This is a genomic window from Mucilaginibacter gossypiicola, assembly GCF_900110105.1.
GTDB lineage: Bacteria > Bacteroidota > Bacteroidia > Sphingobacteriales > Sphingobacteriaceae > Mucilaginibacter > Mucilaginibacter gossypiicola.
In genome coordinates, this window is the sequence record NZ_FOCL01000009.1 from 61,377 (window position 1) to 87,008 (window position 25,632).

The 25,632-nt window shown below is 43.6% G+C and carries 18 protein-coding genes; 11 read left to right on the forward strand and 7 right to left on the reverse strand.

Annotation, left to right across the window (positions count from 1 at the left end):
* Window positions 1–20: 20 nt before the first annotated feature.
* Genes mqnB through BMX50_RS25110 form a run of 3 tightly spaced genes read left to right on the forward strand, consistent with a single transcriptional unit; the run spans window position 21 to window position 1,960 of the window.
* On the forward strand, window positions 21–641 hold the full coding sequence (gene mqnB, locus BMX50_RS25100; RefSeq protein WP_091216351.1) for a futalosine hydrolase: 621 nt from the start codon (window positions 21–23) through the stop codon (window positions 639–641).
* Window positions 642–654: 13 nt separating this feature from the next.
* On the forward strand, window positions 655–1,053 hold the full coding sequence (locus BMX50_RS25105) for a hypothetical protein (RefSeq protein ID WP_091216354.1): 399 nt from the start codon (window positions 655–657) through the stop codon (window positions 1,051–1,053).
* Window position 1,054: 1 nt separating this feature from the next.
* Window positions 1,055–1,960, forward strand: coding sequence for a menaquinone biosynthesis family protein (locus BMX50_RS25110; RefSeq protein ID WP_091216359.1), 906 nt, complete (start codon window positions 1,055–1,057; stop codon window positions 1,958–1,960).
* Between the two features lie 75 nt (window positions 1,961–2,035).
* Here the strand turns inward: BMX50_RS25110 and hflX are convergent, their stop codons facing one another.
* Window positions 2,036–3,217, reverse strand: coding sequence for a GTPase HflX (gene hflX / locus BMX50_RS25115; RefSeq protein WP_091216362.1), 1,182 nt, complete (start codon window positions 3,215–3,217; stop codon window positions 2,036–2,038).
* A 175-nt stretch (window positions 3,218–3,392) separates the two neighbouring features.
* On the opposite strand from hflX, the gene aat reads away from it, so the two are divergent.
* Both aat and ruvC read left to right on the forward strand, forming a co-directional pair.
* On the forward strand, window positions 3,393–4,031 hold the full coding sequence (gene aat, locus BMX50_RS25120) for a leucyl/phenylalanyl-tRNA--protein transferase (RefSeq protein WP_091216367.1): 639 nt from the start codon (window positions 3,393–3,395) through the stop codon (window positions 4,029–4,031).
* Window positions 4,032–4,050: 19 nt separating this feature from the next.
* Window positions 4,051–4,641 (forward strand): crossover junction endodeoxyribonuclease RuvC, encoded by a 591-nt coding sequence (gene ruvC / locus BMX50_RS25125; RefSeq protein ID WP_091216371.1) that lies wholly within the window; start codon window positions 4,051–4,053, stop codon window positions 4,639–4,641.
* Between the two features lie 190 nt (window positions 4,642–4,831).
* On the opposite strand, the gene BMX50_RS25130 is transcribed toward ruvC, so the two are convergent.
* The 4 genes from BMX50_RS25130 to BMX50_RS25150 form a co-directional block, all read right to left on the reverse strand.
* Window positions 4,832–7,171 carry a glycoside hydrolase family 3 protein gene (locus BMX50_RS25130; protein ID WP_091216963.1) on the reverse strand — a complete coding sequence of 780 codons (2,340 nt, stop codon included), beginning with the start codon at window positions 7,169–7,171 and terminating at the stop codon, window positions 4,832–4,834.
* A gap of 66 nt (window positions 7,172–7,237) precedes the next feature.
* Window positions 7,238–9,616, reverse strand: a complete 2,379-nt coding sequence (locus tag BMX50_RS25135) for a glycoside hydrolase family 3 C-terminal domain-containing protein (RefSeq protein WP_208864793.1) — start codon at window positions 9,614–9,616, stop codon at window positions 7,238–7,240.
* 320 nt (window positions 9,617–9,936) lie between these two features.
* Entirely contained in the window at window positions 9,937–10,662 is a 726-nt protein-coding gene (gene recO, locus BMX50_RS25145; protein WP_091216385.1) for a DNA repair protein RecO, read from the reverse strand.
* The gene (locus tag BMX50_RS25150; RefSeq protein ID WP_091216390.1) at window positions 10,652–11,023 is read right to left on the reverse strand and encodes a diacylglycerol kinase family protein; all 372 of its coding nucleotides are present in this window, start codon (window positions 11,021–11,023) and stop codon (window positions 10,652–10,654) included. Before BMX50_RS25150 ends, recO begins: the two co-directional genes overlap by 11 nt.
* A 155-nt stretch (window positions 11,024–11,178) precedes the next feature.
* Between BMX50_RS25150 and BMX50_RS25155 the strand changes: the two genes are divergently transcribed.
* Window positions 11,179–13,518 carry an efflux RND transporter permease subunit gene (locus BMX50_RS25155; RefSeq protein WP_091216398.1) on the forward strand — a complete coding sequence of 780 codons (2,340 nt, stop codon included), beginning with the start codon at window positions 11,179–11,181 and terminating at the stop codon, window positions 13,516–13,518.
* Window positions 13,519–13,528: 10 nt separating this feature from the next.
* On the opposite strand, the gene BMX50_RS25160 is transcribed toward BMX50_RS25155, so the two are convergent.
* Window positions 13,529–16,447, reverse strand: coding sequence for a hypothetical protein (locus BMX50_RS25160; RefSeq protein WP_091216405.1), 2,919 nt, complete (start codon window positions 16,445–16,447; stop codon window positions 13,529–13,531).
* 81 nt (window positions 16,448–16,528) lie between these two features.
* On the opposite strand from BMX50_RS25160, the gene BMX50_RS25165 reads away from it, so the two are divergent.
* The 5 genes from BMX50_RS25165 (at window position 16,529) to BMX50_RS25185 (ending at window position 24,673) form a co-directional block, all read left to right on the forward strand.
* Complete coding sequence (locus tag BMX50_RS25165) at window positions 16,529–17,014, forward strand: hypothetical protein (protein ID WP_091216411.1); 486 nt, start codon at window positions 16,529–16,531, stop codon at window positions 17,012–17,014.
* Window positions 17,015–17,089: 75 nt separating this feature from the next.
* Entirely contained in the window at window positions 17,090–20,656 is a 3,567-nt protein-coding gene (locus BMX50_RS25170) for a sensor histidine kinase (protein ID WP_091216414.1), read from the forward strand.
* 280 nt (window positions 20,657–20,936) lie between these two features.
* Complete coding sequence (locus BMX50_RS25175; RefSeq protein ID WP_091216418.1) at window positions 20,937–21,995, forward strand: sensor histidine kinase; 1,059 nt, start codon at window positions 20,937–20,939, stop codon at window positions 21,993–21,995.
* Window positions 21,992–22,690, forward strand: a complete 699-nt coding sequence (locus tag BMX50_RS25180) for a LytR/AlgR family response regulator transcription factor (protein WP_091216423.1) — start codon at window positions 21,992–21,994, stop codon at window positions 22,688–22,690. Before BMX50_RS25175 ends, BMX50_RS25180 begins: the two co-directional genes overlap by 4 nt.
* Before the next feature lie 279 nt (window positions 22,691–22,969).
* The gene (locus BMX50_RS25185) at window positions 22,970–24,673 is read left to right on the forward strand and encodes a CocE/NonD family hydrolase (protein WP_091216428.1); all 1,704 of its coding nucleotides are present in this window, start codon (window positions 22,970–22,972) and stop codon (window positions 24,671–24,673) included.
* Between the two features lie 182 nt (window positions 24,674–24,855).
* Here BMX50_RS25185 and BMX50_RS25190 read toward each other — a convergent pair whose 3' ends face one another.
* Complete coding sequence (locus BMX50_RS25190; RefSeq protein ID WP_091216433.1) at window positions 24,856–25,614, reverse strand: 3-keto-disaccharide hydrolase; 759 nt, start codon at window positions 25,612–25,614, stop codon at window positions 24,856–24,858.
* Between the last annotated feature and the right edge of the window lie 18 nt (window positions 25,615–25,632).

Below are 25,632 nucleotides of genomic sequence, written 5' to 3' on the forward strand. Positions count from 1 at the left end.
AGCCGTCAAAATAATGCAATATGCTTATACTCATTGTTGCAGCTACCAAATTTGAAGTTGAGCCTTTAGCTAATGCCTTCGGCAGTAAGGTTGATATAGTTGTAACCGGCGCGGGCATGGTGCCAACAGCTTTTGGCATGACCAGGCAATTAAGCAACCATACCTACGACCTGGCGATTAACCTTGGCATTGCAGGCAGTTTCGACCGTAATTTTCATTTAGGTGATGTGCTGGAGGTTACCGAAGATACATTTGCCGAACTTGGGGCCCAGGATGATGAGGATTTTATCCCTATTAATACCCTTGGTTTCGGCGAAAGCGTTTTTACCCCAACAACATCGCTTGACCAGGTTTATCCTAACTTTTTCCTAAAAAAAGCAAAAGCTATTACTGTTAATACGGTTCATGGCCATGAACCATCTATCCAAAAAATACAGCAACGGTTAAATCCGCAACTGGAAAGCATGGAAGGTGCGGCTTTCTTTTACGCCTGCCGGCAGATGAACATACCGGGTATGCAAATCAGGGCAGTGTCAAATTATGTTGAGAAACGTAACCGGGAGGCCTGGAACATTGGGCTGGCCATTAAAAATCTGAATACATTTGCCGTCGACCTGGTGAGCCAGATCATTAACAATTAAATAAAAGTGAATTATGGGCCTCTTTGATTTTTTTTCAAAAAGCAAACCTGTTTACACACCCTCTACCTACTTTTTAAATCACGATTTAAAAGACAAGTACTTTTTTCGCAAAATGCCTTTTTATTACTTAAACGATGAGGTTGGAATTGTAGCTATGGATAATAAAGCGCCAAGGCTGATTACTTTTGATCCTTGGCCCCAACAGATTTTTTTGCATGCAACAGGCAAAATAACCACCCATGATTTTCTGATTGAAATGGCAAGTGTATATCGGGGCAAGGTTCCTGAACGTCTCGATAAAACTATTATTGAAGAATTAGAGCGACTTATCAAAGAAGAAATCGTTGATATTGCCGACGAACCTAATAAAATCAATCCCGAATATCTGACTCCTATAAAATTTAATAAATAACATGAAACTTACGCTCGGATTTTCGCCCTGCCCTAACGATACTTTTATTTTTGATGCACTTATTCACCATAAAATTGATACCGAAGGCCTGGAGTTTGAAGTATTTTATGATGATGTGGAAACGCTTAACCAAAAAGCTTTCCGCGGCGAACTGGATATTACCAAACTCAGCTACCACGCTTTTGCTTACGTAACAGATAAGTATGTACTGCTTGACTCGGGGAGTGCATTAGGATTTGGCGTAGGCCCCATGCTCATTTTTAATCCACCGATTACTCGTTTCTTTAAAGATGATGACGATAAAGAAGTTTTTAGGGGCGAATCGGGCACAAGCGAAAAAGTTGACTTAATACCTATCGTTTCGCGGTCAAAAATTGGCATTCCAGGTAAATATACTACAGCTAACTTCTTGTTGAGCCTTGCTTTTCCTGATGCAACCAACAAAACAGAGTTTGTTTTTTCTGAAATAGAAAATTCGGTATTAAACGGAACTATTGATTTTGGATTGATCATCCATGAAAACAGGTTTACTTATCAGGACAGAGGTCTTGCCAAACTAATCGACCTTGGCGATTACTGGGAAAAGCGTACAGGCTGCGCTATACCGCTTGGAGGCATTGTAGCTAACCGTAATTTACCATTGGATGTTCAGCATAAAATTAACCGGGTATTGCGCAAATCAGTAGAGTTTGCTTTTGCCAATCCAAAGTCAGGATTAGAGTTTATCAAGCAACATGCCCAGGAAATGAGCGAAGAAGTAATGTACAAACACATCGAGCTGTATGTAAACCAATACTCGGTTGAGCTTGGCGAAGAAGGCCGCAAAGCTATCAACCTGATGTTTGATACTGCTTTGGAGAAAGGGATTATACCAGAGGTGAAGCAAGGGATATTTTTGACCGATTAACCCTCACACAGGTGTACTCATAAAAAGAAAGGGATGCGTTAAAACGCATCCCTTTCTTTTTAGCGGAGCAAGTTATCAATACAATAAAGCATCATACGGATACCTCTCCGTATGTATCGCCTTCACTTCTTTATATAGTAAAGCCCTGAATTCTTCAACGTTTTCTTTTTTAGTTGCCGAGATAAATATAGCTGGTGCGTTGTTTTTAGCCATCCAGCTTTGTCTAAAATCTTCCAATGTTAATGGCTCTTCCTGCGATACCTGGTGATCTTCGGGTTTAAATGCATCTATCTTATTAAATACAGTGATGATACGTTTATCTATCGCACCTATATCTTTTAGGGTTTCGTTAACCGTACGGATCTGATCTTCAAAATTAGGATGTGAAATATCCACCACATGGATCAGGATATCTGCTTCACGGGTTTCATCAAGTGTTGATTTAAAACACTCAACCAAATGGTGAGGCAGCTTGCGGATAAACCCTACAGTATCCGACATCAGGAAAGGCAGGTTTTCTATCACAACTTTCCTTACCGTGGTATCTAAAGTAGCGAACAGTTTATTTTCGGCAAATACTTCCGATTTTGCTATCATGTTCATGATAGTTGATTTACCTACGTTGGTATAGCCTACCAGTGCCGTACGTACCAATTGATGACGGTTTTTGCGCTGGGTTTCGTTCTGCTTATCTATCTGCTTCAGTTTATCCTTTAATAATGATATCTTATTCAGGATCAAACGGCGGTCGGTTTCAATTTGCGACTCACCCGGTCCACGCATACCAATACCACCCTTCTGGCGCTCAAGGTGGGTCCAGAGGCGGGTAAGGCGGGGCAGCAGGTATTGTAACTGTGCCAGTTCAACCTGGGTTTTGGCCTGGGCCGTTTGTGCACGGCTCGCAAAAATATCCAGGATGAGGTTATTCCGGTCCAGGATCTTTACCTGCAGTTCATTCTCAATATTACGCAATTGCGAGGGCGACAGGCCATCGTCAAAAATAACTATATCAATTTCTTCTTCTTTAACGTAAGCCTTAATGTCTTCCAGCTTTCCCGAGCCAACAAAGGTTGCCCTGTCCGGGCGCTGCAGTTTTTGAGTAAAGTGGGTTACTGTTAACGCCCCCGCGGTGCTGGCCAAAAACTCCAGCTCTTCAAGGTGCTCCTTCTCTATCTCGTCGGTTTCATTAGGAGTTATTACACCAACAAGTACAGCTTTTTCCTGCTTCACAGCAGTATCATAAAATTTTTGCTTCATTAATTACAATATATCAATCCAAATGCCAATTAAATAAATGTACGTAAACAGGGTTGTGAAATAAAATTTTAATGTCAAAATAACATGGTTAAGGCTAATTGATGACAGTACAGTAATTATGCAATATCCAAAATAAAAAGCTGGTGATACGCCGTAAAGCATAAATTTGCGCCTGATGATATTCAGGCTCGACGAACGTTTAATATTTCCAAAGCCCGATCTGGCAGAACCAGACGGGCTTTTGGCTGTTGGCGGCGACCTGAGCACTGAGCGCTTGTTGCTGGCCTATCAAAACGGAATTTTTCCGTGGTATAGCGATGATACGCCTATCCTGTGGTATTCGCCCCATGAGCGTTTTGTGTTATACCCTGATGAATTAAAAGTATCCAAGTCCATGCGGCAGGTATTACGGTCGGGTAAACTGAGGGTTACGGTTGATACCTGTTTTAATGAGGTTATAACAGCTTGTTCAACCGTGCCGCGTGAGGGTCAGGACGGCACCTGGATAGTGCCCGATATGATAGCCGCTTATAACCGCCTGCATGCGGAAGGCTACGCCCATTCGGTTGAAGTATGGCAGGAGGAAAGTCTTGTTGGCGGCCTGTATGGCGTACATGTTGGTGATGTTTTTTGTGGCGAAAGTATGTTTAGTCACGTTAGCAACGCTTCAAAAACTGCACTTATCCACCTGTGCCAAACAGGGCTTTACCAACTTATAGATTGCCAGGTACATACCGGTCACCTCGAATCGATGGGCGCAAAGATGATAAGCAGGGAGCAATATATGGACGTATTGCTAAATAATTTAGTTTGATTAACTACCTTTGATCCATATGCAACAAGCAGTAAGTTTAAAGGAAAGGATCATTTTAGGCATCGACCCGGGCACAGCGGTTATGGGCTACGGAATACTTAAGGAAACCGGCCCCAAAATTGAACTGCTGGCTATGGGCGTCGTTAAAATGCCCGCCACAGATGACCATATGCTCAAACTGCAGCGTATCTTTGAAAAAACTGTTGCACTTATTGATAACTACCATCCCGATTGCCTGGCCATCGAGGCACCTTTTTACGGTAAAAATATACAGGTAATGCTTAAGCTCGGTCGCGCCCAGGGCATGGCGATAGCAGCAGCATTATCACGTAATGTAGAGATCACGGAATACGCCCCCCGTAAAATAAAGCAATCCATAACCGGTAACGGCAGCGCTACCAAAGAGCAGGTTGCAGCCATGCTGCAAAGCTTGTTAAAATTTAAAGAAACTCCTGATTTTCTGGATGCAACTGATGGCTTGGCGGTTGCTGTTTGCCATTCATTTCAACGGATCCCAACTGGTTCGGGGTCAAGCAAGGCGGGTTCTAAAAAATCTTACTCTGGCTGGGATACTTTTGTAAAGGATAATGCCAAACGGGTTGTGAAGTGAGGTGATTCTGTCAAAGCAGAATACTTACGAAGTTTTGAAAACTTCGTAAGTCCGGATTCTACAGTTTCCCAAAATACTGAAAACGTCATTGCGAGGAACGAAGCAATCCCCGACTTTACAGGGCGGACCTGAAAGTCGGGGATTGCTTCGTTCCTCGCAATGACGTCGTTATGTTTTGAATATTTGGATCTTATGGCTTCACCACGCTCTTCACATACTTATCCACGCGCCCGTCTTTAATCACCCCTTTCCAGTTTAAACCGAAACCAAAATCATATTTATTGCCTTGTTCATCAACATAGCATTTCATATCGTGTGGTACATCTTCAAACTGTGCTTCAACGGTTTTCATATCTGCAGGCATTTGCAGCGGTAACAATGCAGAAGGTTCAGCTTTACCTGTCATGATATCAAGCGAGGCTTGGCCTTGTACACCAAAATCAACGATAATGGCGCTGGCATCCTTTTCAAATTCCGAAAACACCATCGGGTTGCTCATGTTAACAGATACAATAACCGGCTTGCCTTTCATTTTGGCATACGTGTCGGTCACCATAGCCAGATCGGTAACATTGATAGCGGTGCTTGATTTGCCCTTGTAAGTACGGTTGGTAAATTTCTCCAGCGGGTCGCCGCCTGCTATACTGGTGGTACGGGCATCGGTAGCTGTGTATGAGCCATATTGAAGATTAACCGGCACATAGCCTGTTCCTCCATTTTTCGCATCGGCGCTATTATAGCCGCCACCGCTGTTGGGGCTGGCAATGAATACTAAGGCATAATCAGCTTCATCCGGATTGTCTGTTACTTTAAAATACTTTTTAACAGTTTCCATATTTACTGGGTATTCCAGCTTTTCGGGAGTTTCCATCCCTAAGAAATTCCTGCCGGCCGGGGTGAACTTTTTAGGTACATATACAGTTTTGCCGCTTTGCAAAGGCAAAATATTAGCCTTGTTTTTCAACATCACTATCGATTTAAGCTGCGCCTGGTAACCGGCATCCATAAACTCAGGCTTACCCACAACTTGTTTGGAAACTTCAGGTTCCAGGTAAGGGTTTTCAAATAAACCTGTTCTGAAAATATTGCGCAGCAACCTCACGGCCGACTGCTCAAACCTTGCCCGCATAAATGCTTCGCCATGCTCTTTTACGCCGATTTGGTAAGCTTCGGTAACCGGGGCTACTTCGTTGTTACCCCCAAACTGATCAACACCGGCCATGAGCACCTTGTAATGGCGCTGCGCAACGGAAAGCCCTTCAACACCCCATGATTTGCCCGAAAGGAACGAATCTACAGTAGTTTCATCGCCGGTAACCAGCCAGTCGGTACAAACAACGCCATCGTATTTATATTTTTTACGGAGCAGATCATTAATGATGTACGAATTGTAGTTATTGGCTACATTTTCATGGTTTTTGGTATCCTGGTTATAGGAGATGGTATAGTAAGGCATTACCGCAGCCGCCATGCCCGTTTTACCATTCAACTTAAATGCGCCTTCGGTAAAAGGGATCAGGTGCTGCTTAAAATTATTGCCAGGATAAACCGCATACTTGCCATAAGCATAATGCGCATCCCTGCCACCTTCACCTGCACCGCCGCCGGGCCAGTGTTTCACCATGGCGTTTACGCTGTTGTAACCCCATCCATTTTTAATTTCTTTTTCGGCGGCCGAAGTCTGGAAGCCATCAATATAGGCGCGGGCCATGTCGGCAGCCAATTGCGGATCCTCACCAAAAGTACCGCTCACACGTGCCCAGCGTGGGTCGGTAGCAATATCAACCTGTGGTGAAAGCGCTGTTGAAATGCCCAACGCCCTGTATTCCTGAGCTGCGATATGACCGAAGTTTTTTACCACTTCCGGATCAAAGGTTGCGGCCAACCCAAGCGAGCCCGGCCACATGGAAATAGCGCCACCCGCACCTGCATTATATTCAGCAGTAGCTACGGTGCCATGACGAGGATCGGAGCTGTTATTGTTGGGAATACCCAAGCCCAGGCCTTCAACAAATGCCTGCGCGTTGTTGTTCCATTGAGCTGCTATTTCGGGGCTTTGTACCGATGTTACCAGTACATGCCTCACATTATCCTTTGCTAAAAACTGCTTTTGCTGATCGGAAAGATCAGACGCCTTAGCACCGCTTTCAGCAAAAACTTTATTGTTATAAGTACCGGCAAACGGGCCGCCCGCCGCCGCGGGAATAGGCTGGTGACGGCTGTACAGCATCAAGCCTGCAATTTGCTCAACGCTCATTTTTGAGGCGAGGTCTTTAGCACGTTCATCAACCGGCAGGCGCCAGTCTTCATATTTATCCAGCTTACCGTTCTTGTTGAGGTCTTTAAACGCGAAGCCATCAACAGTTAATATTTTTACGCCGGACGTGGTGGCGTAGCCCAGGTTTTGCCCTCCGGTATTGGTAACAAAAGCAATATCACCCGCTTTTCTTTCTGTCCACTTGGTTTGTGCTATAGCAACGGTTGCCGGCAGCAGGGCCAGCAGGGTTATCAATTTAATTGGTTTGGCCATGATCATTCATGATTCTGGTTAAAGAAAAAAGCCCCTGCAAAAAATATTGCAGAGGCCGGGTTGGTTTTACTTTAGTTTTAGTTCGTTTATGGTTTGTTGAGGCACCAGCGCCTTGTTTACTTTTTCGACAGTGATATCTTTAGCCAGGCTAAAAGACGCGGTTTCCTCTATTTTGCGTGATGATGAACCTATTTTCACTTTGTAGCTTCCTTCGTCGGCTATCCAGGCTTCCCTGTCGGTATAGAACGAAGCCAGATCTGATGCCTTGATGGTAAATGTTAATGTTTGTGATTGGCCCGGAGCCAGCAGTTTGGTTTTGCCGAAAGCTTTCAACTCATCCTCTGGTTTATCCAAATCTTTTTTAGGGGCTGCAAGGTATAACTGTACAACCTCTTTACCTGCTACATCGCCGATATTTTTAACGGTTACGGTTGCCGTGATTACGTTTTTGAAAACCTTTGAGCTCAGTTTCAAATCGCTGAATTTAAAGTTGGTGTATGACAAGCCATAACCAAACTCATAGGCCGGGGTAACTTTAGCTGCATCGTAATAACGATATCCTACGTAAATACCCTCTTCATAAATAACCTGTGTAGGTTTTCCTTCAGGTGTGCCGGGGAAGTTATTTGCCGATGGTACATCTTTATAATCGGCAGGGAAGGTGGTTGCCAGCTTACCCGATGGATTTACTTTTCCGCTCAGCACATCGGCAATAGCATTTCCTGCTTCCAGACCAGGTTGCCAGGCTAATAAAATACCGTCGACTTTGTCTCTCCAGGCGGTAACGTCAATTACGCCACCAATATTTAGTACAACAATTACTTTTTTGCCTTTTGCATGAAAAGCATTGGCAACACTGTTGATCAATCCTTTCTCGGCATCGTTCAGATAATAATCGCTTTCCAGTTTACGATCGGCGCCTTCACCAGCGTTACGGCCTATCGTAATCAACGCCTCATCTGCCCCGTTGGCTTCCTCAGCAACAATGGCGTTCACATCCATTTCGGGAATAGGCGCCGGATGATCAAAAAAGTTTTTAGGCTTAGGCTGTTTAGCCTTCATATCAACCAGGTACGCCTTATAATTATTAGACAGCGTTTCCTGTAGTTTAAAGCTGGCATTGGCCAAACCCTGCATTAATGAAATGGTGTATGCTTTATTCACGTCGCCGCTTCCGGTGCCACCAGCAATAATATCATATGAGGTATTGCCGAAAACTGCTATCCTTTTACCTGCGCCAAACGGAAGCGCATGGTCGTCATTTTTTAGAAGTACCATACCCTGAGCCGCAGCTTCACGGGCAACTACAGCATGACCAGCCAGATCCGGAGCATCAGAGTATTTATATTTTTTGAAGGTTGGTGACTGAACTATCACATTCAGGATACGCTCCACATTGGTATCAAGCTGCTGAGCGCTAAGCGTACCATCTTTTACCGCAGCAACTATGGCCTCAGATTGGGTTGGATTGCCCGGCATCAGCAAGTCGTTACCGGCTTTCATTTGGGCAACCGCATCTTTACCGCCAAACCAATCGGTCATGACAAAACCTTTAAAACCCCATTCTTTTTTCAGAATAGTAGTGAGCAGGTCTCTCCTTTCGGAGGTAAAAGTGCCGTTTAATTTATTATATGATGACATCACCGTCCATGGCTGTGCTTTTTTAACAGCTATCTCAAATCCACGTAAATACAACTCGCGCATGGCACGCTCGCTTACGATGGTATTAATGGAGTTACGATTAGTTTCCTGGTTATTGGCAGCATAATGCTTGATAGAGGTACCTACTCCGTTCGATTCTATACCGTTAACAATGGCTGCAGTCATACTGCCGGCCACCAGGGGATCTTCAGAATAATATTCAAAATTACGGCCGCCAAGTGGGTTACGATGAATATTCATACCTGGTGCAAGTAATATATCCACACCATATTCGCGCACTTCGTTACCAAAAGCAACACCTACTTTATTTACAAGCTGTGTATCCCAGGTTGAGGCCAACAAAGTTGCTACCGGGAACGCCGTAGCATAATAGGTTTTTGATTTATCGCCATTGCGGATAGGCTCGATCCTTAAACCGGCAGGCCCATCGGATACCGTGATTGACGGAATCCCTAAACGGGCAATAGCATGGGTGCGGCCTGCAGCGCCGGGCACTTTTTCGGGAATGTTATAAGCGTCGGGGTCAGACGGAGGCAATTTAAAGCCGCCGATATCTATCGGCTCATTCTTTTTATCTTTTGAAGGCGGCGGTACTCCGGGCATTTTAAAACCCATCCCCACAACCAGTTTCGATTTTTCTTCGAGTGTCATGGCCGCGACAATCTGTTTGATGTTAGTCGCGTTTAGTTGCGGCGCCGGGGCTTTACTTTGGGCTTGTGCTGCCTGGTGGATGCCACCGGCAAGCAAAACACCTGCCCAAGCAACGTGTAATTTGTAGCTCATTCTCATGTTTAAAAATTAAATAGGTTAAAGGGGCTAATTGGTAATAACGACAATTTGATTATTCTCTTTGTGTCATTATTACACAATAGTAAAAATTAAGTTTTACAATAGCAAGTTTTATCGATGAATGAATGAAGAATGGGGATGGAGAAGAGAAATGGGATGATGGAGAATCTTTTAATCGTCATTGCGAGGCACGAAGCAATCGCGAACTATATAGGGCGGACTTGCATAGCCCTCTGTCTATTGGGGATTGCTTCGTGCCTCGCAATGACGCTTGTTTAATGGTAAGCGAATTTAACGCTCAATGAAGTCGGCCCCTACGCCAACACCTCTTCCAGCACATCTGCCGACTTAATATTGCCGAAGCCTTCTATATGCATGGCATAATATTCCAGCAGCTTTTGTACCAGGTAGCGGCGTTCATCATTGCTTAGTTTAAGCTGAAGCATGTCTTCAAAGCCGGTTTGCAGTACTAAAGCAAAATTCCGGGTATGCGGGGGCGAGAGGTATGAAATGCTTTCGGGCTTGTAACGGGTGAATTGGCCGTTTTTAATGTCGAAATAATCAGCTTCGTCGGCCATGTATCGGTCTGGATAAAATCCGAGGTAGCGGGTAAGACGAGTTAAAAATACCAGGTGAAAGTTGGCCACGCTTTCGGTTTGATGATCAAGCCATTCAATGGCGCTAAAAATAAAATCGAACAGGTTTTCATCCGGCGACTGCTGCTTTATGGCTTTATACAGTACCTCATTCAAAAATATAGCTATGCAACTTTTAATAACATCATAAGGAATAGTAAGCAGCACCGGCGCATTTTTAAGTTCGGAAATGCGTTGCACACTGCCGGTATTTTTATGATAAACCACCAAATCGAGCAGGTGCAAGGGTTGCAGCATATTCCGGCCAATCTTAGCCTTGGGCTTTTTAGCACCGTTGACGATATATGATTGTAAACCAAATTTTTCGGTAAAGATCTGGACGATTACGCTGCTTTCGCCGTAATCTGTAGCACGGAATATAATGCCACGGGTTTTATGCAGCATACTTTGTTATCAATAATATAATCTTCGGCAAAAAAATTATTACGCCCGTTATCAGCGCAAATAAAGCCGCCACAACAACAGCGCCGGCAGCTACATCTTTTACATGCCCGGCTTTCTCGTTGTATGTCGGCGAAACAAGATCGGTTAATGTTTCGAGCGAGGTGTTAAATAATTCGGCAATAAGTACAATAGCGATACTAACCATGAGCCAAAGCCACTCGGCAGTTGAGATCCTGAACAGGAAACCCAGAATTACGGCTATAGTACCGGCCACCAAATGGAACCTGAAATTAGGCTGAGTATGAGCCGCGTATCCTAAACCCTTAAACGCAAAACCAAAACTGCGTATCAACCTTTTCATGTTCAAAAATACAAAGTTTAGCTATAAATGCAGATAGGCGCATAAGGAGCTGTGTAAACTGCCCGTTAACTCTTTGTCACATTATCACTATCATTAATAGGCAGATAACGCATTTTTCGTAGTTTTGCGCCTCTCTTTTACATATCACGTTAATAATGTTCTGGAAACATATAGCTTCTGCAATCCTTAAAAACAGGCTCATAATTTTTATTTGCGTTTTGGCGCTTAGCGCCTTTATGGGCTACGAAGCTTCAAAAGTAAAGATCACTTTCAATGGCGGCAAAGTGCTTCCGGTTACCGATTCGGCTTTTATCCGCTACGCCGAGTTTAAGAAAACCTTCGGACAGGATGCTTCGTCGATGGTTATAGGCATTAAATCGCCCAATATTTTTGATAAGGCTGTTTTTAACGACTGGTACCAGATTGGCGAAGAGTTAAAGAAAATAAAAGGGATCAAAGCAGTAATCTCGGCGGCCAATATCTACAACCTGCAAAAGGATACCCTTCAGCATAAGTTTGTATTAAAACCATTGGTTACCGGTGCGCTGCAAACTACAGCGGCTGTTGATAGTGTAAAACAACAGCTTACATCAATGCCTTTTTATAAGGGACTGATTGTAAGTAACGATGGTCAAAGCACCCTTATGGCAATCACTTTTGATGATAAAATCATCAACACGCCATTCCGCGTACCGATCATCAAAAAAATCAATGAGCTTGGGCAGGTATTTGAAAACAAACATGATATCAAAGTACACTATTCGGGCTTACCGCTTATCCGTACTGTAGTTGGCGATTTGGTAGCCCATGAGTTTTCGTTGTTTCTGAGCCTTTCGGTTATTATTACCGCTCTCATCCTATTATTATTTTTCCGTTCGGTATTCCCGGTTATTTTCCCGGTGCTGATCGTGATATTAGGTGTGATATTCAGTCTGGGCGTGTTGCAGATGATGCACTATGAAATGACCCTGTTAACCGGTATCATCCCACCGCTTATTGTGGTTATCGGGATCCCGAATTGTGTATTCATCCTCAATAAATATTTTCATGAGTATGGCATCAGCGGCAATAAAATGGTAGCTTTGGAAGTAGCTGTTGAGCGTGCAGGTATCACCACTTTTATAGCCAACGTTACTACTGCCATAGGTTTTGGCGTGTTATGCTTTACTAATAGCGAACTGCTTACCCAGTTTGGTTTGATAGCTTCAATTGGCATTATGGGCACTTTTGCTTTAAGCCTTATTTTAGTTCCCATCATTTTCAGTTTCCTTCCTGCTCCGAAAGCCAGCCAAACCGGTATTAAAGACAGCAAACTAATGGACGGCCTGCTGGCCACTTTAGATAAACTGGTGCATACCAAACGCAAAGTAATTTATTTAACCACCACCATATTGGTCATCATTGCCATTGCGGGCATGGTCAGAATTAATATTAATGGTTACGTGGTTGATGATTTGCCTCAAAGCAACAACACCCTGCACGATCTTAAATTTTTCGAATCGAATTTTAACGGGGTGCTTCCTTTAGAGGTTAGTATCGATACCAAACGCAAAAACGGGGTGATGAATTTAGCCACCATCCGCAAGGTAGAGAAACTGGAAAAACTCATCTCTTCCTACCCTGAATTTAGTCGTTCGGTATCATTGATCCAGGTGCTAAAGTTCAGCACACAGGCGTTCTATGGTGGGAACCCGGAGTATTACCGCTTGCCAGACGGATTGGAGCAAAACTTTATCCTCAACTATGCCGGAAACTCGGGTAAAGGGACAAGCGGTTTGCTGAAAACCTATCTTGACAGTACACATCGTGTAACCCGCGTTACTTTTGAAATGGTTGATGCGGGTTCAAAAAAAATGAATACTGTACTGGCTGAATTGCAGCCACGTATTGATTCAATTTTTAACCCAAAGAAATTTCATGTTGAGCTAACAGGATCGAGCATCATATTTATAAAAGGCACAAACTACCTGTTGAAAAATCTATACGAAAGCCTGGCCTGGGCTATTGTGCTTATTGCAGGTGTAATGTGGATCCTTTTCCGCGGCATAAAAATGATTGCCATATCGCTGGTACCCAATATTATTCCACTTGTAATAACTGCAGGCATTATGGGTTTTTTCGGCATCCCGCTTAAACCATCAACCATATTGATTTTCAGCATCGCAATGGGGATCTCGTCCGATCAAACCATTTATTTCATTACCCGCTACCGCCACGAGTTACGTTACAGCAAAAAAAGCATCTCGCAAATAGTTTCAGACACCATCCGCGAAACCGGGGTGAGCATGATTTTCATTGCCTCCGTTTTGTTTTTTGGTTTTGGCATCTTCGCGATATCAAAATTTGGAGGCAGCGTTGCCCTGGGCGTATTGCTATCTATTACCCTATTAGTTGCGATGATCAGTAACCTGACATTACTACCCGCGTTTTTACTTTCGCTTGAAGGTGGCGTTGACCGGGACAAGATCAAAGGCCCGGATATTGATGAAGCTTAAGCCAGAGCTTTCATGGATTGGTATTAGCTGCTACTTTTATTTTACCATAAGTATAACCAACGCTGCCATCCATATTTGTGCCTTCTAAAATATAGGTATAGGTTGATGGCTTATCGGCGGTATAAAATGATATGGTTGCCTTTCCATCTGTACCGGTATTTATATTCGGCTCCCAATGTATGGTTGAGCGCAAATCCGGAGTTTGCTTATTGGTATCATTAGGCAAATAACGAGGGCGATAAAACCGGGAGGGAACGCTTAATGCCAAAGGTTTATATAAATAAGCCCCGGGTGTATGCGCTATCGCCGGCCCTTTACCACTACGTGTGGTGATCTCAACAAAAGCTATCTGAGATGGATTTAAAGAATGCTTCCAGTCCTCAAGAACATATCTCCAGAAATACTCCCAGCTATATTTGCTCGACTTATTAACCTCAATCCCCTTAACATCTTCAGCGCTATTTGATTCAAGATAGTTTTTAATATCATTTCCATTCGGCTCATTAAGTGACATTATCTTAATAATACTACCAAAGGAGATCCCGTCGACTATTAACATCATGGGTTTGTTATCTATCAAATACCACGGAATGGTAGGTAATGGAGGCTCAAGGACAAATTGCGATATCGCGTTAACTTCAGCAATTGATTTATCCTGCAAAGCAAACCTTAAGTTATACTGCTTGGTTAAAGTCCCCCATCTCAGGTTTGGAACATGTTCTTCTAAAAAATTCAGCAGGCTCTTTCTCCCCGCTTTCACCATGTCGGCTTCATCAAAAGCCAAATCAGCATTACCTGCGCCGTTTAAATTTTGCGAGCCTTTAACTATTTTTTTTGCTGTAATTTTTACCTCTTTCAAAGCCTTAGTGTTAGCAGGCAGGTTGTCGGCCAGGTTTTGCCGCATCAGGTTATTTTTTAAACTATTGAACAAGGTAGTGTCATTGCTTACATACCAGGGCATTGGTGTGGGGCCGGCAGATGCCAGCAGTACAGGCGGCGGCGCATCGTCCATGACAATACCAACATTAAAATTTTTAGCGGTTTTAATAAAATAAGCCGGGGTATCTGCAAACGGAAGATTACGAAACGCAAACCTGCCATTTTTATCGGTAAGCATATCAGTTACAACTATTGGCGATTTTGAAAACAGTTGCACTTTAGTTTGTTTAACAGGTTTGTTAAAAACATTAATTACACGGCCTTTGACCGCCATCTCGGTTTCGGCAGCGTAACCAGGGTTGTCCTTGCCATCGGGCCAGTTGTAACTTACCCAGCCCTGTGTAAGCAACAGGTTATCAAGTGCCTCTTTGGCTTGTGAGTTATTGGCGGCAAGGTAATAGTTGGGTTGCTCCACAGAGCCTTTCAATTCGGATGTAAGCAGCATGTGGGTAATAATATTCTCGCTGTTCAGGCTATCCTGATGTACCTGCGCGTCATCGGTAACCGCTATCGAAAAATTGCCTGCGAGCGGATTGCCGAGGGCATCTTTCGCGTTAATGTGCAATGCTATACTATCGCGCGGGTTATAAGCCATTTTATCTGCATTAATGTTTAAATGCAGGTTGTCATGCCTGTTAATGAAAATCAACCGCTCGTTTAAAGGCTTACTGTTTTTATCAAGCAGCAAAAAATGGGTAATACCGGAGGGGAAAAGCTTTTTGTTGATTTTTTGACTGATGGACTCGCCGTTTTTAAAATCAACCATTGCCCCATAACAAATAATTTCGCGGGCTTTACCTATCAGAAAATAGCTTTCGCCCGAGCGGGCAATTTTATCAGTAGCGGAAAGCAGCACTTTTACCGAATCTTCATTAGTGGGATTGATCACATTCAGAACGATCCCTTCATTTTTAACATCTGGCAATGGAAATTCACGGATTGCGCCACCGGGCAGGGTTACTTTAGCTGTATAGTTTTCGCCCGTATTAACAACCGGCAGGTTAAAACTTCCCATGCCTAAATGCTGCGTTGAAAAATTAGCTATTACCTGTTTTTCGTGATCAAGTATCAGGCCCGAAACGTTGATGCCTTTGCCATCCAACCCTATGGCCTTAAACCCAACGTGTGCAGGTAATCCGGCTACGAGCTCACCTCCCTCGGGCATAAACTGAATATCGGCATCCAGGGGACGGTTAAAGTTTAGCGGGATATTTACACGGTTACCTGCACCATCGCCGGCAATAATGCGTATATCTCCCGACTTGGCCGGCAAGTTAAAGGCGATATCTATTATTCCCTTTTCGTCGGTTTGCAGGCTTTGCCTGTACAAACGCCTTTTTGCTTTCATTACCGACAATTGTACAGGCTTATCGGCCATAATTGTTTTGTACGCGTCACTAAGCATCAGTTTAACGTGGGCCTGTTCCTTACCATTGGTTATTACGCTTGAGCAAGTGTAGTTTGCCAGCCAGTTGCTGCCTGCATCATCGACAATGGTAAATTTTTTACGAAAAAAACAATCCCGGTTAAAATTCTGCAGCCATTGGGTATAGGCAATAAGTGTGTAAGTACCTGCCGGTAAATCCTTAAGGCTGATGTTACCCCAACTGAGCCCGTTTTCAACAGGCAGGCGTTGTCTTTTTACCACTACATTGCTATCAGTAACAATGCTCACATACATGATACCGCTTTTGGCCGATAGGTTGAGTGTAGGTGCATTAAAAAGATAAGCCTTAAACCACAAGGTGTCTCCGGAAGTATAAACGTTTTTATCCAGTTGAAGGTAGATCTTCTCGGCCGGGTTTTGACGCGTGACACTATCCAGCATCGATTTCATTTCAATTAAGCGTAAAGCAGGAACTTTTTCCTGCGCATAGCACTGCATACTCATAAACGAAACTATTGCAAAAAAGATCGCGCAGGTATGTGCAAAACGTGCACGCATGATGGCAAAACCAAATACCCGAATGGTAAGGCTGCTGTTTTTCAATTTGGATATATTTAGGTTTATAATTGGGTGATATAAAGTTAATTATTATTCACAACAAATAAAAGGTTGTATATTTATATTATGCCGAAAGAAGAAGTTGCCGATCTGCTTTTCTTTTTGAGAATGTTTCCTTCCGAAGTGAGGGAACGGGCCTTATGGCTACGCGATTTTGTGTGGGACTTGTACCCGCAGGCCAATGAGCTTATTTATGATAATTATAATGCCCTGGCTGTAGGCTGGTCCCCTACCGAAAAAATGAGCCACATATTTTGCTCCTTCGCCATATACCGCGGTATTAATTACAATACGCATTTCGGTTTTTACTGGGGGTCGGAACTTTCCGATCCGCAGAAACTCCTTATTGGTGAAGGCAGGCAATACCGCTATTTACTGGTGAATGATGTTGAAGCATTTCCGCAGCAGGAAATAAAAAAGTTGGTTGATGAGGCCTGGCAAAACTCGCTGGCAAAAGTCAAAGAGCCCAAACAAATAACACAAGGGAAAACCATTGTAAAAATGGTATCTGACAATAAGCGGGAAAAGAAACTTAAAGCTCCTAAAAACTAAGCCCAAGGCGCATAAACCCCTCATTTTATTTTACAGGATAAAATATTTACTTTAAGCCTGTAAACTTATACCTTAATGAAAAAGATCACATTGCTGATTTTATGCTGCTGCTTAAGTCTTTATGCCGGTGCACAATCAGCTCGTTTATATTTCGACAGGCTTGATATTAAAAAAGGGCTCCCTGAATCAAACGTGGGCTCTATTATTGAAGACAGCCAGGGATATATGTGGTTCTCTACACAAAACGGCTTAGTACGTTATGACGGTTACCACTACAAGGTATACAAACTTGGCTCACCAAAACTGAACAAGCAGGTATCAACGCTGGTGTTTGATATACTTGAAGACCATAACAAAACCTTATGGGTAACCACCCTTGCCAACGGAATTTTCAGATATAACCGTACAACTGATTCTTTTACGCAATACTCCTACCCTGCAAGTATAACCTACGGGCAGCTGATCATGGGAGTTATTGACAAGGCCGGTAATTTATGGGGCCGTTTTGAGTCGGAGATCAATGGTCAAAACATTATGAAGTTTGAACCCAGTACCGGGCAATATCAACTTTTCGGAAACCGGCAAAAGGGCATTCATCATATAGGAGCAACAGTTTATTACAACCCTGTTAAAACTGCCGATGGCAATATCTGGTTTGGCTCAAACAATGGCATATACCGTTACAATGGTGCAGGCAAAGGCTTTAGTGCGTATTTAACCTCTAATGATACCGCTAAAATGCGGGCTGCAAACCCCATTTATGAAGCCAAATCTGAGCCAGGTGTACTCTACATGAATACATTTCATGGTCGTGATGAAGCCCTGAAATTTGCCCGGTACAACATTAGAACCGGTACGCTTAAAGAATATGGCCAGGCTAATGCAAAAGATAGCCTGTTGAGCGCAGGTATTTATAGTTTTTATGAAGACAAAAGCAAACGTTTATGGATAGGTACTAATAAAGGTCTTTCAAAATTTGACAGGCAAACCCGCACATTCAGCAATTACGCGCCGGTTGACACCATAAGTGCAGTTAACAAAAACTTATTTATCAGTTTCAGGGAAACGCAGGATGGAAAACTCTGGATCTCGTCATCGGCCGGTTTGGTTTATTTTGATCCCCTGACATCTGCATTTAAGCGTTACCTCACCGATCCGGATGATCCTGGCGCCATACCGAGCCTGGGCATAGGCGGCAAAACAGTTGACCATACCAATACACTTTGGGTTGGTTTTGGAAATGCGGGTGTAGCCCGTGTAAACAAACTAAAAAGCGCTTTTACCATATTTAAAGGCAGCCCTGCAAAAACCGGCACTTATCCCGGCAAGCTTGTAGCTATTAAAACATGGCCCAATGGCGATGCCTGGTTAACCACGCGGCAGGGGATATATAAAGGCAACATCATCACCAACCAATACCAAAAGGTATATAATGTAAGCCCTAACGAAGGTTATTTTCCGGGTTTTTGCTACGGACAAAACAATACATTATATGTAGCAACTGAAAGTGGGCTGCTGGTGTACAATACCATCACCGGAAAAAAAGAAAAATACAGCAGCATTCCCGGCGATACTACTTCCCTTAGCAGCAACTTTATACACACGCTGTTCCAGGACCATACCGGGATCTTATGGATAGCTGTAGATGTCAATGCCGGTATCTGCTCTTTTAATCCCGTAACCAAAAAGTTTACCCGCTACCCGCACCGGGACAGTTACGAAAAAATCACCTCAAAAAACAAATACGCGCTTGATGACAACCGTGCTATTACCTTTTATGAAGATCATGAAAACAACCTTTGGATAGGTACCAACTTCGGTGGCCTTAATCGTTTCGACCGTAAAACGGGGCGCTTTATATCCTATTTTAATAATGACACCCGAAACGCTGTTTGTGTAGATAACATTTTTGAAGACAAAACCGGCAGACTTTGGGTAGGCACTTACCTTGACGGCATATTTGAGTTTGACCGTAAAAAGGAAGCTTATGTAAGGCATTTTAATGAAGATTCCGGCTTGATATTTAACTCGGTAATGGGCATTAATGAGGACAACGAAGGCCGCCTGTGGGTTATAACCGAGCGGGGCTTTACACGGATAGATACCCGCACCATGAAGCTTAAAAATTTCTTCATGGACGATATTTTACCCGGGAAGGATATTTTCAGGGGAATTGATAACGTTAACAAGCTTACAGATGGCCGGATGGCTTTCCCATTAAACAATGGCATTGCCGTTTTTAACCCCGAAGATTTGAATGACAGCCCCTATCTGCCCATTGTACATATTGAAGATGTTATCTATAGTAATCCTTCGGCAAGTGAAAAGGCATTTAACAAAACTTTAGCATATGGCCACAAAACGCTCGAAATACCCTACGATCAAAACCGGGTGCAGATCGACTATATTGGTCTGCAATATGATAATCCGGAACAAAATGTGTATGCCTACAAACTGGAAGGCTATGACAAAAACTGGGTGAACGCGGGGACTGATCGGTGGGTGACCTATAATAACCTTTCGGCCGGCACATATGTATTTCGCGTAAAAGCGGCAAACAGCTCGGGTAAATGGAACAACACCGGCGACAGTATCACCATCATTATCGCTACAGCCTGGTATTTGCGCTGGTGGGCATGGTTAATATATGTAATATTGTTCGCTTCGGCGGTTTACGCTTTTATTGCCTATCGATCACGGCATCTTAAACGTGAAAACCAGTTGCTTGAAGAAAAGGTTCAACAACGCACCAACGATTTGAGCCTGGCCAATAAAGAGCTGAGCGAACAACAGGAGGAGATCACCACCCAACGTGATCGGCTGGCCGAGGCTGTCGATAACCTCAAAACCACCCAACAACAACTGATCCAGGCCGAAAAACTGGCTTCATTAGGTGAGCTTACCGCCGGAATTGCGCACGAGATTCAAAACCCGCTTAATTTTGTAAACAATTTTTCGGAGGTAAGCATTGAGCTGATAGATGAAATGGAGACGGAGCTAACCAATGGCGACACAGAAGAGGCCAAAGCCATTGCTGCAGATATAAAGCTCAATCTTGAAAAGATCCATCATCACGGTCAACGCGCCGACGGCATTGTAAAAAACATGCTGCAGCATTCAAGGGCAGGCTCCGGCAGCAAGGAGCCGGTAAATATCAATAACCTTACAGGCGAATACTTTAAACTGGCTTATAACGGGCTGCGGGCCAAGGATAAAACTTTCAATACAACCCTGACTACCAACTTTGATGAAAATCTTCCGTTAATCAATATAGTACAACAAGACATTGGCCGGGTATTATTAAACCTGTTTAACAATGCTTTTTACGCCGTACATCAAAAACAAAAAACAATAGGCGAAGCTTACAAGCCAGAGGTCATAGTCACAACAGTCGCCCTGCCCACTATAGGTAAAGCAAGTTCGGTGATCGTCTCGGTGCGCGATAACGGCATGGGGATTCCTGATAGTATTAAGGAAAAGATCATGCAGCCGTTTTTCACCACCAAACCAACGGGGCAGGGAACAGGTTTAGGGCTGTCGCTCAGTTATGACATTGTGGTTAAAGGCCACGGCGGCAAAATTGAAATTGACAGTAAAGAGGGGGAATATACTGTATTTACGGTCACATTACCGGTAGGGTAATCTTACCAAAATGTCATTGCGAGCGCAGCGCGGCAACCGCACGGAAGCATAGCCGCCCTGTATAGCATGCGATTGCTTCGTCGTTCCTCCTCGCAATGACATGGTTTATATTTTATCTTCGTGTGTTTAACAAAGTTTAACCCGTAACTGTCCTGACTCTTGTATCTAAAAGTCTTGCCTCTCTTCCGCATTTATCCCCCAAATCCCTGCACTCATGTACTTTATCTTTTAACTGTATAATAGTTTTTGTTGCTTTGGTAATAAATCGGCAGCAAGCAAATTGAAACAACAGGTAACCATATCGCTTTATTGGAAATGTCAGCTCATCGGCTGGTCGGTTGCAGCGCTTTACTGGGGTTATACGGGATTTAATCAGCCGGGATTTAACTGGCTGCTGGGTATTCTTCAATTTATTACCGATGTTGCTGTTTATATCCTCATTACCCATTTGTACCGTTGCCTTGCCTTAAAATTGGGATGGCAAAACCTGGGATTAAATAAATTATTGCCCCGGTTGGTACCCGCGGTTGTTGTATTAGGGTTGGTTTACCTGTTTGTAACCGTTTCAAAAGTTTACCTTTTCAGGGTTTGGTTTAAACCAGGGTTTTCGGAACCGTTCGGTGATTTTTTTGATTTCTATCGCGATAGCATTTTTGTGGCCGGGGTACGATTAATGTCGATCTGGCTGCTGGCTTATCATCTATACCACTATTCAAAGCGGGAGATCAATATCGCCAAAGAAAACGCCCGGTTAGCGGTTATTACCCGCGATGCACAGCTTAATAACCTGTCGGCACAGCTTAATCCGCATTTTTTGTTCAACTCTTTAAATAATATTAAAGCTTTGGTTATTGATGACCCTAAATCAGCAAGACGGGCAATTGACCTGTTGGCCGATCTGCTGCGTAATTCCCTTTACCGCGGTGATAACCAAATGATCTCCGTAAAAGAAGAGCTTGAAGTGGTTGAAGACTACCTTGAACTGGAAAAGCTCCGGCTTGAAGAGCGCCTGCAATACCATATTGAGGCAAACAATCAACCGGAAAATATGATGCTGCCCCGCTTGTGTATTCAAACCCTGGTTGAAAATGCAATTAAACATGGCATCGGTCAATTGAAACAAGGCGGACTTATTAATACACGGCTAAACAATGAGCATAACATTTTAACCATATCGGTAAGCAATCCCGGCAGGTTAAACCCTGTTGAAGACGGCAACGGCCTGGGCATTAAAAACCTGAACGAGCGTTTGCAATTACAATACAAAGGCGCAGCCCATTTCACCATCAGCGAAGTCGATGGCATAGTAACGGCAACCATTAAAATTCCTGTAGCATGAAAAAGATAAGGGTTTTGATCATTGATGATGAACGCGCCGCCCGAAGTGAAATAAGGCGCCTGCTGGCCGGTTACCCCGACATTGAAATTGCAGGAGAAGCTGTCAACGTAGATGATGCCCTGAAGATGATACAAGAGCAAAAGCCAGAGCTACTTTTTTTGGATATCCAGATGCCGGAAAAATCAGGCTTTGACCTGCTCGAATCATTGGAAGAGGTGCCATTGGTGATATTTACAACGGCCTATGATCAATACGCGCTTAAAGCCTTTGAGGTAAGCGCGCTCGATTATCTCGTAAAACCCATCCGCGAGGAAAGATTTGAAAAAGCCATAATACAGGCAAGGCAGCGGCTCGGCAAAACCGATCCTACCGGGCAGATCTTTGTGAAAGACCGGCAGCAGTACCATTTTATTCAATGGAGTTCGGTACACCTCATCGAATCGATGGATAATTACGCCCGCATCTTTTTCGGCGATAAAAACGTGTTCCTGAAAAGCTCGCTCAATCAGTTGGAGGAAAAATTGAACAGCACTATCTTTTTCAGGATCAACCGGGCGCAGATCATCAACCGGCAATACATTCAAACCATAACAACGATGGATGGCCGTTTAAAAATAACTATCAGTACAGGCGCCCAACTTGAAGTTTCAGAACGGCAATCGGCAAAATTCAGGCAATGGGCAGCGGGTAAGTAAATAGCGGATGGATAAATATTAAATAAAAGAAAAGGTCATTTCGATTGAGCAGGGATAGGTTGAGCGTCGGAGCGAAAGAGAAATCTTATACGCCATACAAGACGATTACGCATGGTTTAAGACAGGACGTATAAGATTTCTCCTCACCGCTCCCGCGCATTTCCCGAAAGGCTCGTCGAAATGACATTTGGCTTTATTAATCAATAAGATGTTTAAATGTAATCTCTCCAAAAAGAAAGTATAAGCTAAAAATCATAAACGCATTATTAACCACTTAAAATGATGAGAAAATTCTTCTCCCTGCTCCTGCTATGCCTTATTTTCGGCAGCATAGCATCGGCACAAAACAAAAAAGCCGCAGGACCTTACCTTAGGGATAGCGTACTGCTAAAAACACACGACGGTGCATTTGTTACCGTAATGATAGCCCGCAAAAAAGGGGTAACTGAAAAACTACCGACCATTTTCCAGTTCACCATTTATGCCCGTCGCAGCGATACGTCAAAAATCCAGGAGGCTGCAGACAGGGGCTATGTTGGTGTAATGGCCTATACCCGCGGCAAATGGAACAGCCCCGGTGAGCCGCTGGCTTATGAAACCGATGGCCGCGATGCTTATGACGTGATCGACTGGATCAGCAAGCAACCCTGGAGCGATGGCCGGGTGGGCATGTATGGCGGGAGTTACAACGGCTTTACTCAATGGGCGGCTACAAAAAAGCTTCATCCCGCGCTTAAAACCATTGTGCCATCGGCTGCCGTAGCGCCGGGACTTGATGTACCCATGACCAATAACGTGCAAATGAGCTTTGTTTTCTCATGGACGTATTATACCAGCAACAATAAATTCCTTGATGAAAAAGATTACAACGGACCGCAGTGGAACCAACTGTACTGGAAATGGTATAACGCAGGCTTAGCTTACCACTCGCTCGACAGCCTTACCGGCAGAGGAGTTAATCATATGTTCGGGCATTGGGTGGCGCACCCTACTTATGATCAATACTGGCAGAACATGATCCCTTATAAAAAGGAATTTGCAGATATCAACATACCAGTATTAACAACCACAGGGTATTACGACGGCGGGCAGATTGGCGGCATGTATTATTATCGCGAGCATCTGAAATATAATGCTAATCCTAATCATTATGTGATCATTGGGCCATACGGGCATTTCGGTTCGCAAGGGCATCCCGATTCCGTTTTTAACGGTTACCGGATCGACGATGTAGCCCGGATCAACATTCACGAAATTATTTATAAGTGGTTTGATTACATTTTCAAAAACAAACCCAAACCTGCTTTTTTGAAAGATAAATTCAACTTTGAAGTTATGGGCAGCAATGAGTGGAAGCACGTGCCCTCGCTAAAGCAAATGAGCAATGATACCCTAAAGTTTTATCTTGATAATTCACGTTTAAATCCTGCTAAACCATTAAAGAAAGCTTTCGCATCGCAAAGGGTCAATTTTGCCAACCGGGATAGTATCAGCAGCTATTACTTTTTAAACCAGCTTATTTACGATACGCTGAACACCGGCAGTAGCCTTGTTTTTAAAAGTGATCCGCTTACCCAACCGCTTACTGTCAGCGGTGCATTTTCGGGGGTGTTAAAAACCATCATCAATAAAAAAGACATGGACTACCACGTGGTTATGTTTGAGGAAATGCCCGATGGTAAATACTTTTACCTCACCTACTTTATGGGCAGGGCGAGTTATGCTACGAACCCTGAGAAACGGCATCTGCTAAAACCTGGACAAATGGAAACTATCCCATTTACCAACTCCTACATCACCAGCAGACAATTCAGTAAAGGCAGCCGCATAGTGATCCTGCTCAACATCAATAAAAGCCCTTTTGAACAGATCAATTATGGAACAGGAAAAAACGTGAGTGATGAAACTATCCGGGATGCTAAAGAACCGCTACAAATAAAGTGGTTTAACGACAGTTATATTAATGTGCCGGTACTGAGGTAGGTAAGAAACAAGACGTCAGGAGCCAGGAAACAAGAAGTTAAAAAATACCTATGTTTTCAACTACGTCATTGCGAGGAACGAAGCAATCCCCGATTAGCAAAGCGGCTGTGCAAATCCGCCCTGGATAGTTTGGGATTGCTTCGTTCCTCGCAATGACGTTTTTTTAGCTTTCTAATAAAGCATTACAATTTCTTGATCTCAATATTCCTGTACCAAACATCAGCCCCATGATCCTGCAATACAATGTGCCCTGATTTAAAAGTACCGAAATCGGGCCATTGTTTAAATTTACTGCCCGCTACCAGTTTTTTCCAATTATCGTCCCAAAGGGTGGTTGACAAAACATGCTCGCCATTGATGGTAAAATCAAGCTTGCTGTTGTTGCAAACTATCTCTACCTGGTTCCATTCTCCGGCAGGTTTAACTACTTCTTTTGATATGGAAATCAGGTCGTACAGATCACCTGCACGGTGTTTAATCAATTTGCCGTCTTCGTTTTCTTTGTTATCAACCACCTGGCATTCGGGGCCGGTAAAATAGGTGTATTTGTATTTGGTTGTATCTTCCTTAACATGAAAAAGGATACCGCTGTTACCTCCTTTTGAAATCTTCCATTCCAGTTTCAGATCAAAATTTTCATATTCACCATTGCTAACCATATCACCGCCGTTTTTGCTTTGCCAATCGCCTTTTTCCGAGGCATCAAGGTGCAACACACCATCTTCGACCTTCCAGGCTAAGCCAGGCGCCGGTTTACCGTAAGCATGCCAGCCGTCGGTAGTTTTACCATCAAATAACGGCTCAAATGCCGAAGCTGTACTGTCGCTTTTTTTGTTGGTATCAGCAACAACGGTGCTGTCTTTATTATAGTTTTTTGGTGTGGATGAATGGCAGCCACTTACGGCTATGGCTGTTAGCGCTATCAAAAATAACTTGTTCATTGGTGCTATGTTTAATTA

What these genes read in the sequence shown, in the direction of transcription:
- hflX (WP_091216362.1), bottom strand. Translation starts at nt 3,217, where the DNA reads ATGAAGCAAAAATTTTATGATACTGCTGTGAAGCAGGAAAAAGCTGTA.
- BMX50_RS25165 (WP_091216411.1), top strand. Translation starts at nt 16,529, where the DNA reads ATGCCGAAAGAAGAAGTTGCCGATCTGCTTTTCTTTTTGAGAATGTTT.
- mqnB (WP_091216351.1), top strand. Translation starts at nt 21, where the DNA reads ATGCTTATACTCATTGTTGCAGCTACCAAATTTGAAGTTGAGCCTTTA.
- ruvC (WP_091216371.1), top strand. Translation starts at nt 4,051, where the DNA reads ATGCAACAAGCAGTAAGTTTAAAGGAAAGGATCATTTTAGGCATCGAC.
- BMX50_RS25105 (WP_091216354.1), top strand. Translation starts at nt 655, where the DNA reads ATGGGCCTCTTTGATTTTTTTTCAAAAAGCAAACCTGTTTACACACCC.
- recO (WP_091216385.1), bottom strand. Translation starts at nt 10,662, where the DNA reads ATGCTGCATAAAACCCGTGGCATTATATTCCGTGCTACAGATTACGGC.
- BMX50_RS25180 (WP_091216423.1), top strand. Translation starts at nt 21,992, where the DNA reads ATGAAAAAGATAAGGGTTTTGATCATTGATGATGAACGCGCCGCCCGA.
- BMX50_RS25130 (WP_091216963.1), bottom strand. Translation starts at nt 7,171, where the DNA reads ATGGCCAAACCAATTAAATTGATAACCCTGCTGGCCCTGCTGCCGGCA.
- aat (WP_091216367.1), top strand. Translation starts at nt 3,393, where the DNA reads ATGATATTCAGGCTCGACGAACGTTTAATATTTCCAAAGCCCGATCTG.
- BMX50_RS25190 (WP_091216433.1), bottom strand. Translation starts at nt 25,614, where the DNA reads ATGAACAAGTTATTTTTGATAGCGCTAACAGCCATAGCCGTAAGTGGC.
- BMX50_RS25150 (WP_091216390.1), bottom strand. Translation starts at nt 11,023, where the DNA reads ATGAAAAGGTTGATACGCAGTTTTGGTTTTGCGTTTAAGGGTTTAGGA.
- BMX50_RS25155 (WP_091216398.1), top strand. Translation starts at nt 11,179, where the DNA reads ATGTTCTGGAAACATATAGCTTCTGCAATCCTTAAAAACAGGCTCATA.
- BMX50_RS25110 (WP_091216359.1), top strand. Translation starts at nt 1,055, where the DNA reads ATGAAACTTACGCTCGGATTTTCGCCCTGCCCTAACGATACTTTTATT.
- BMX50_RS25185 (WP_091216428.1), top strand. Translation starts at nt 22,970, where the DNA reads ATGATGAGAAAATTCTTCTCCCTGCTCCTGCTATGCCTTATTTTCGGC.
- BMX50_RS25135 (WP_208864793.1), bottom strand. Translation starts at nt 9,616, where the DNA reads ATGAGCTACAAATTACACGTTGCTTGGGCAGGTGTTTTGCTTGCCGGT.
- BMX50_RS25170 (WP_091216414.1), top strand. Translation starts at nt 17,090, where the DNA reads ATGAAAAAGATCACATTGCTGATTTTATGCTGCTGCTTAAGTCTTTAT.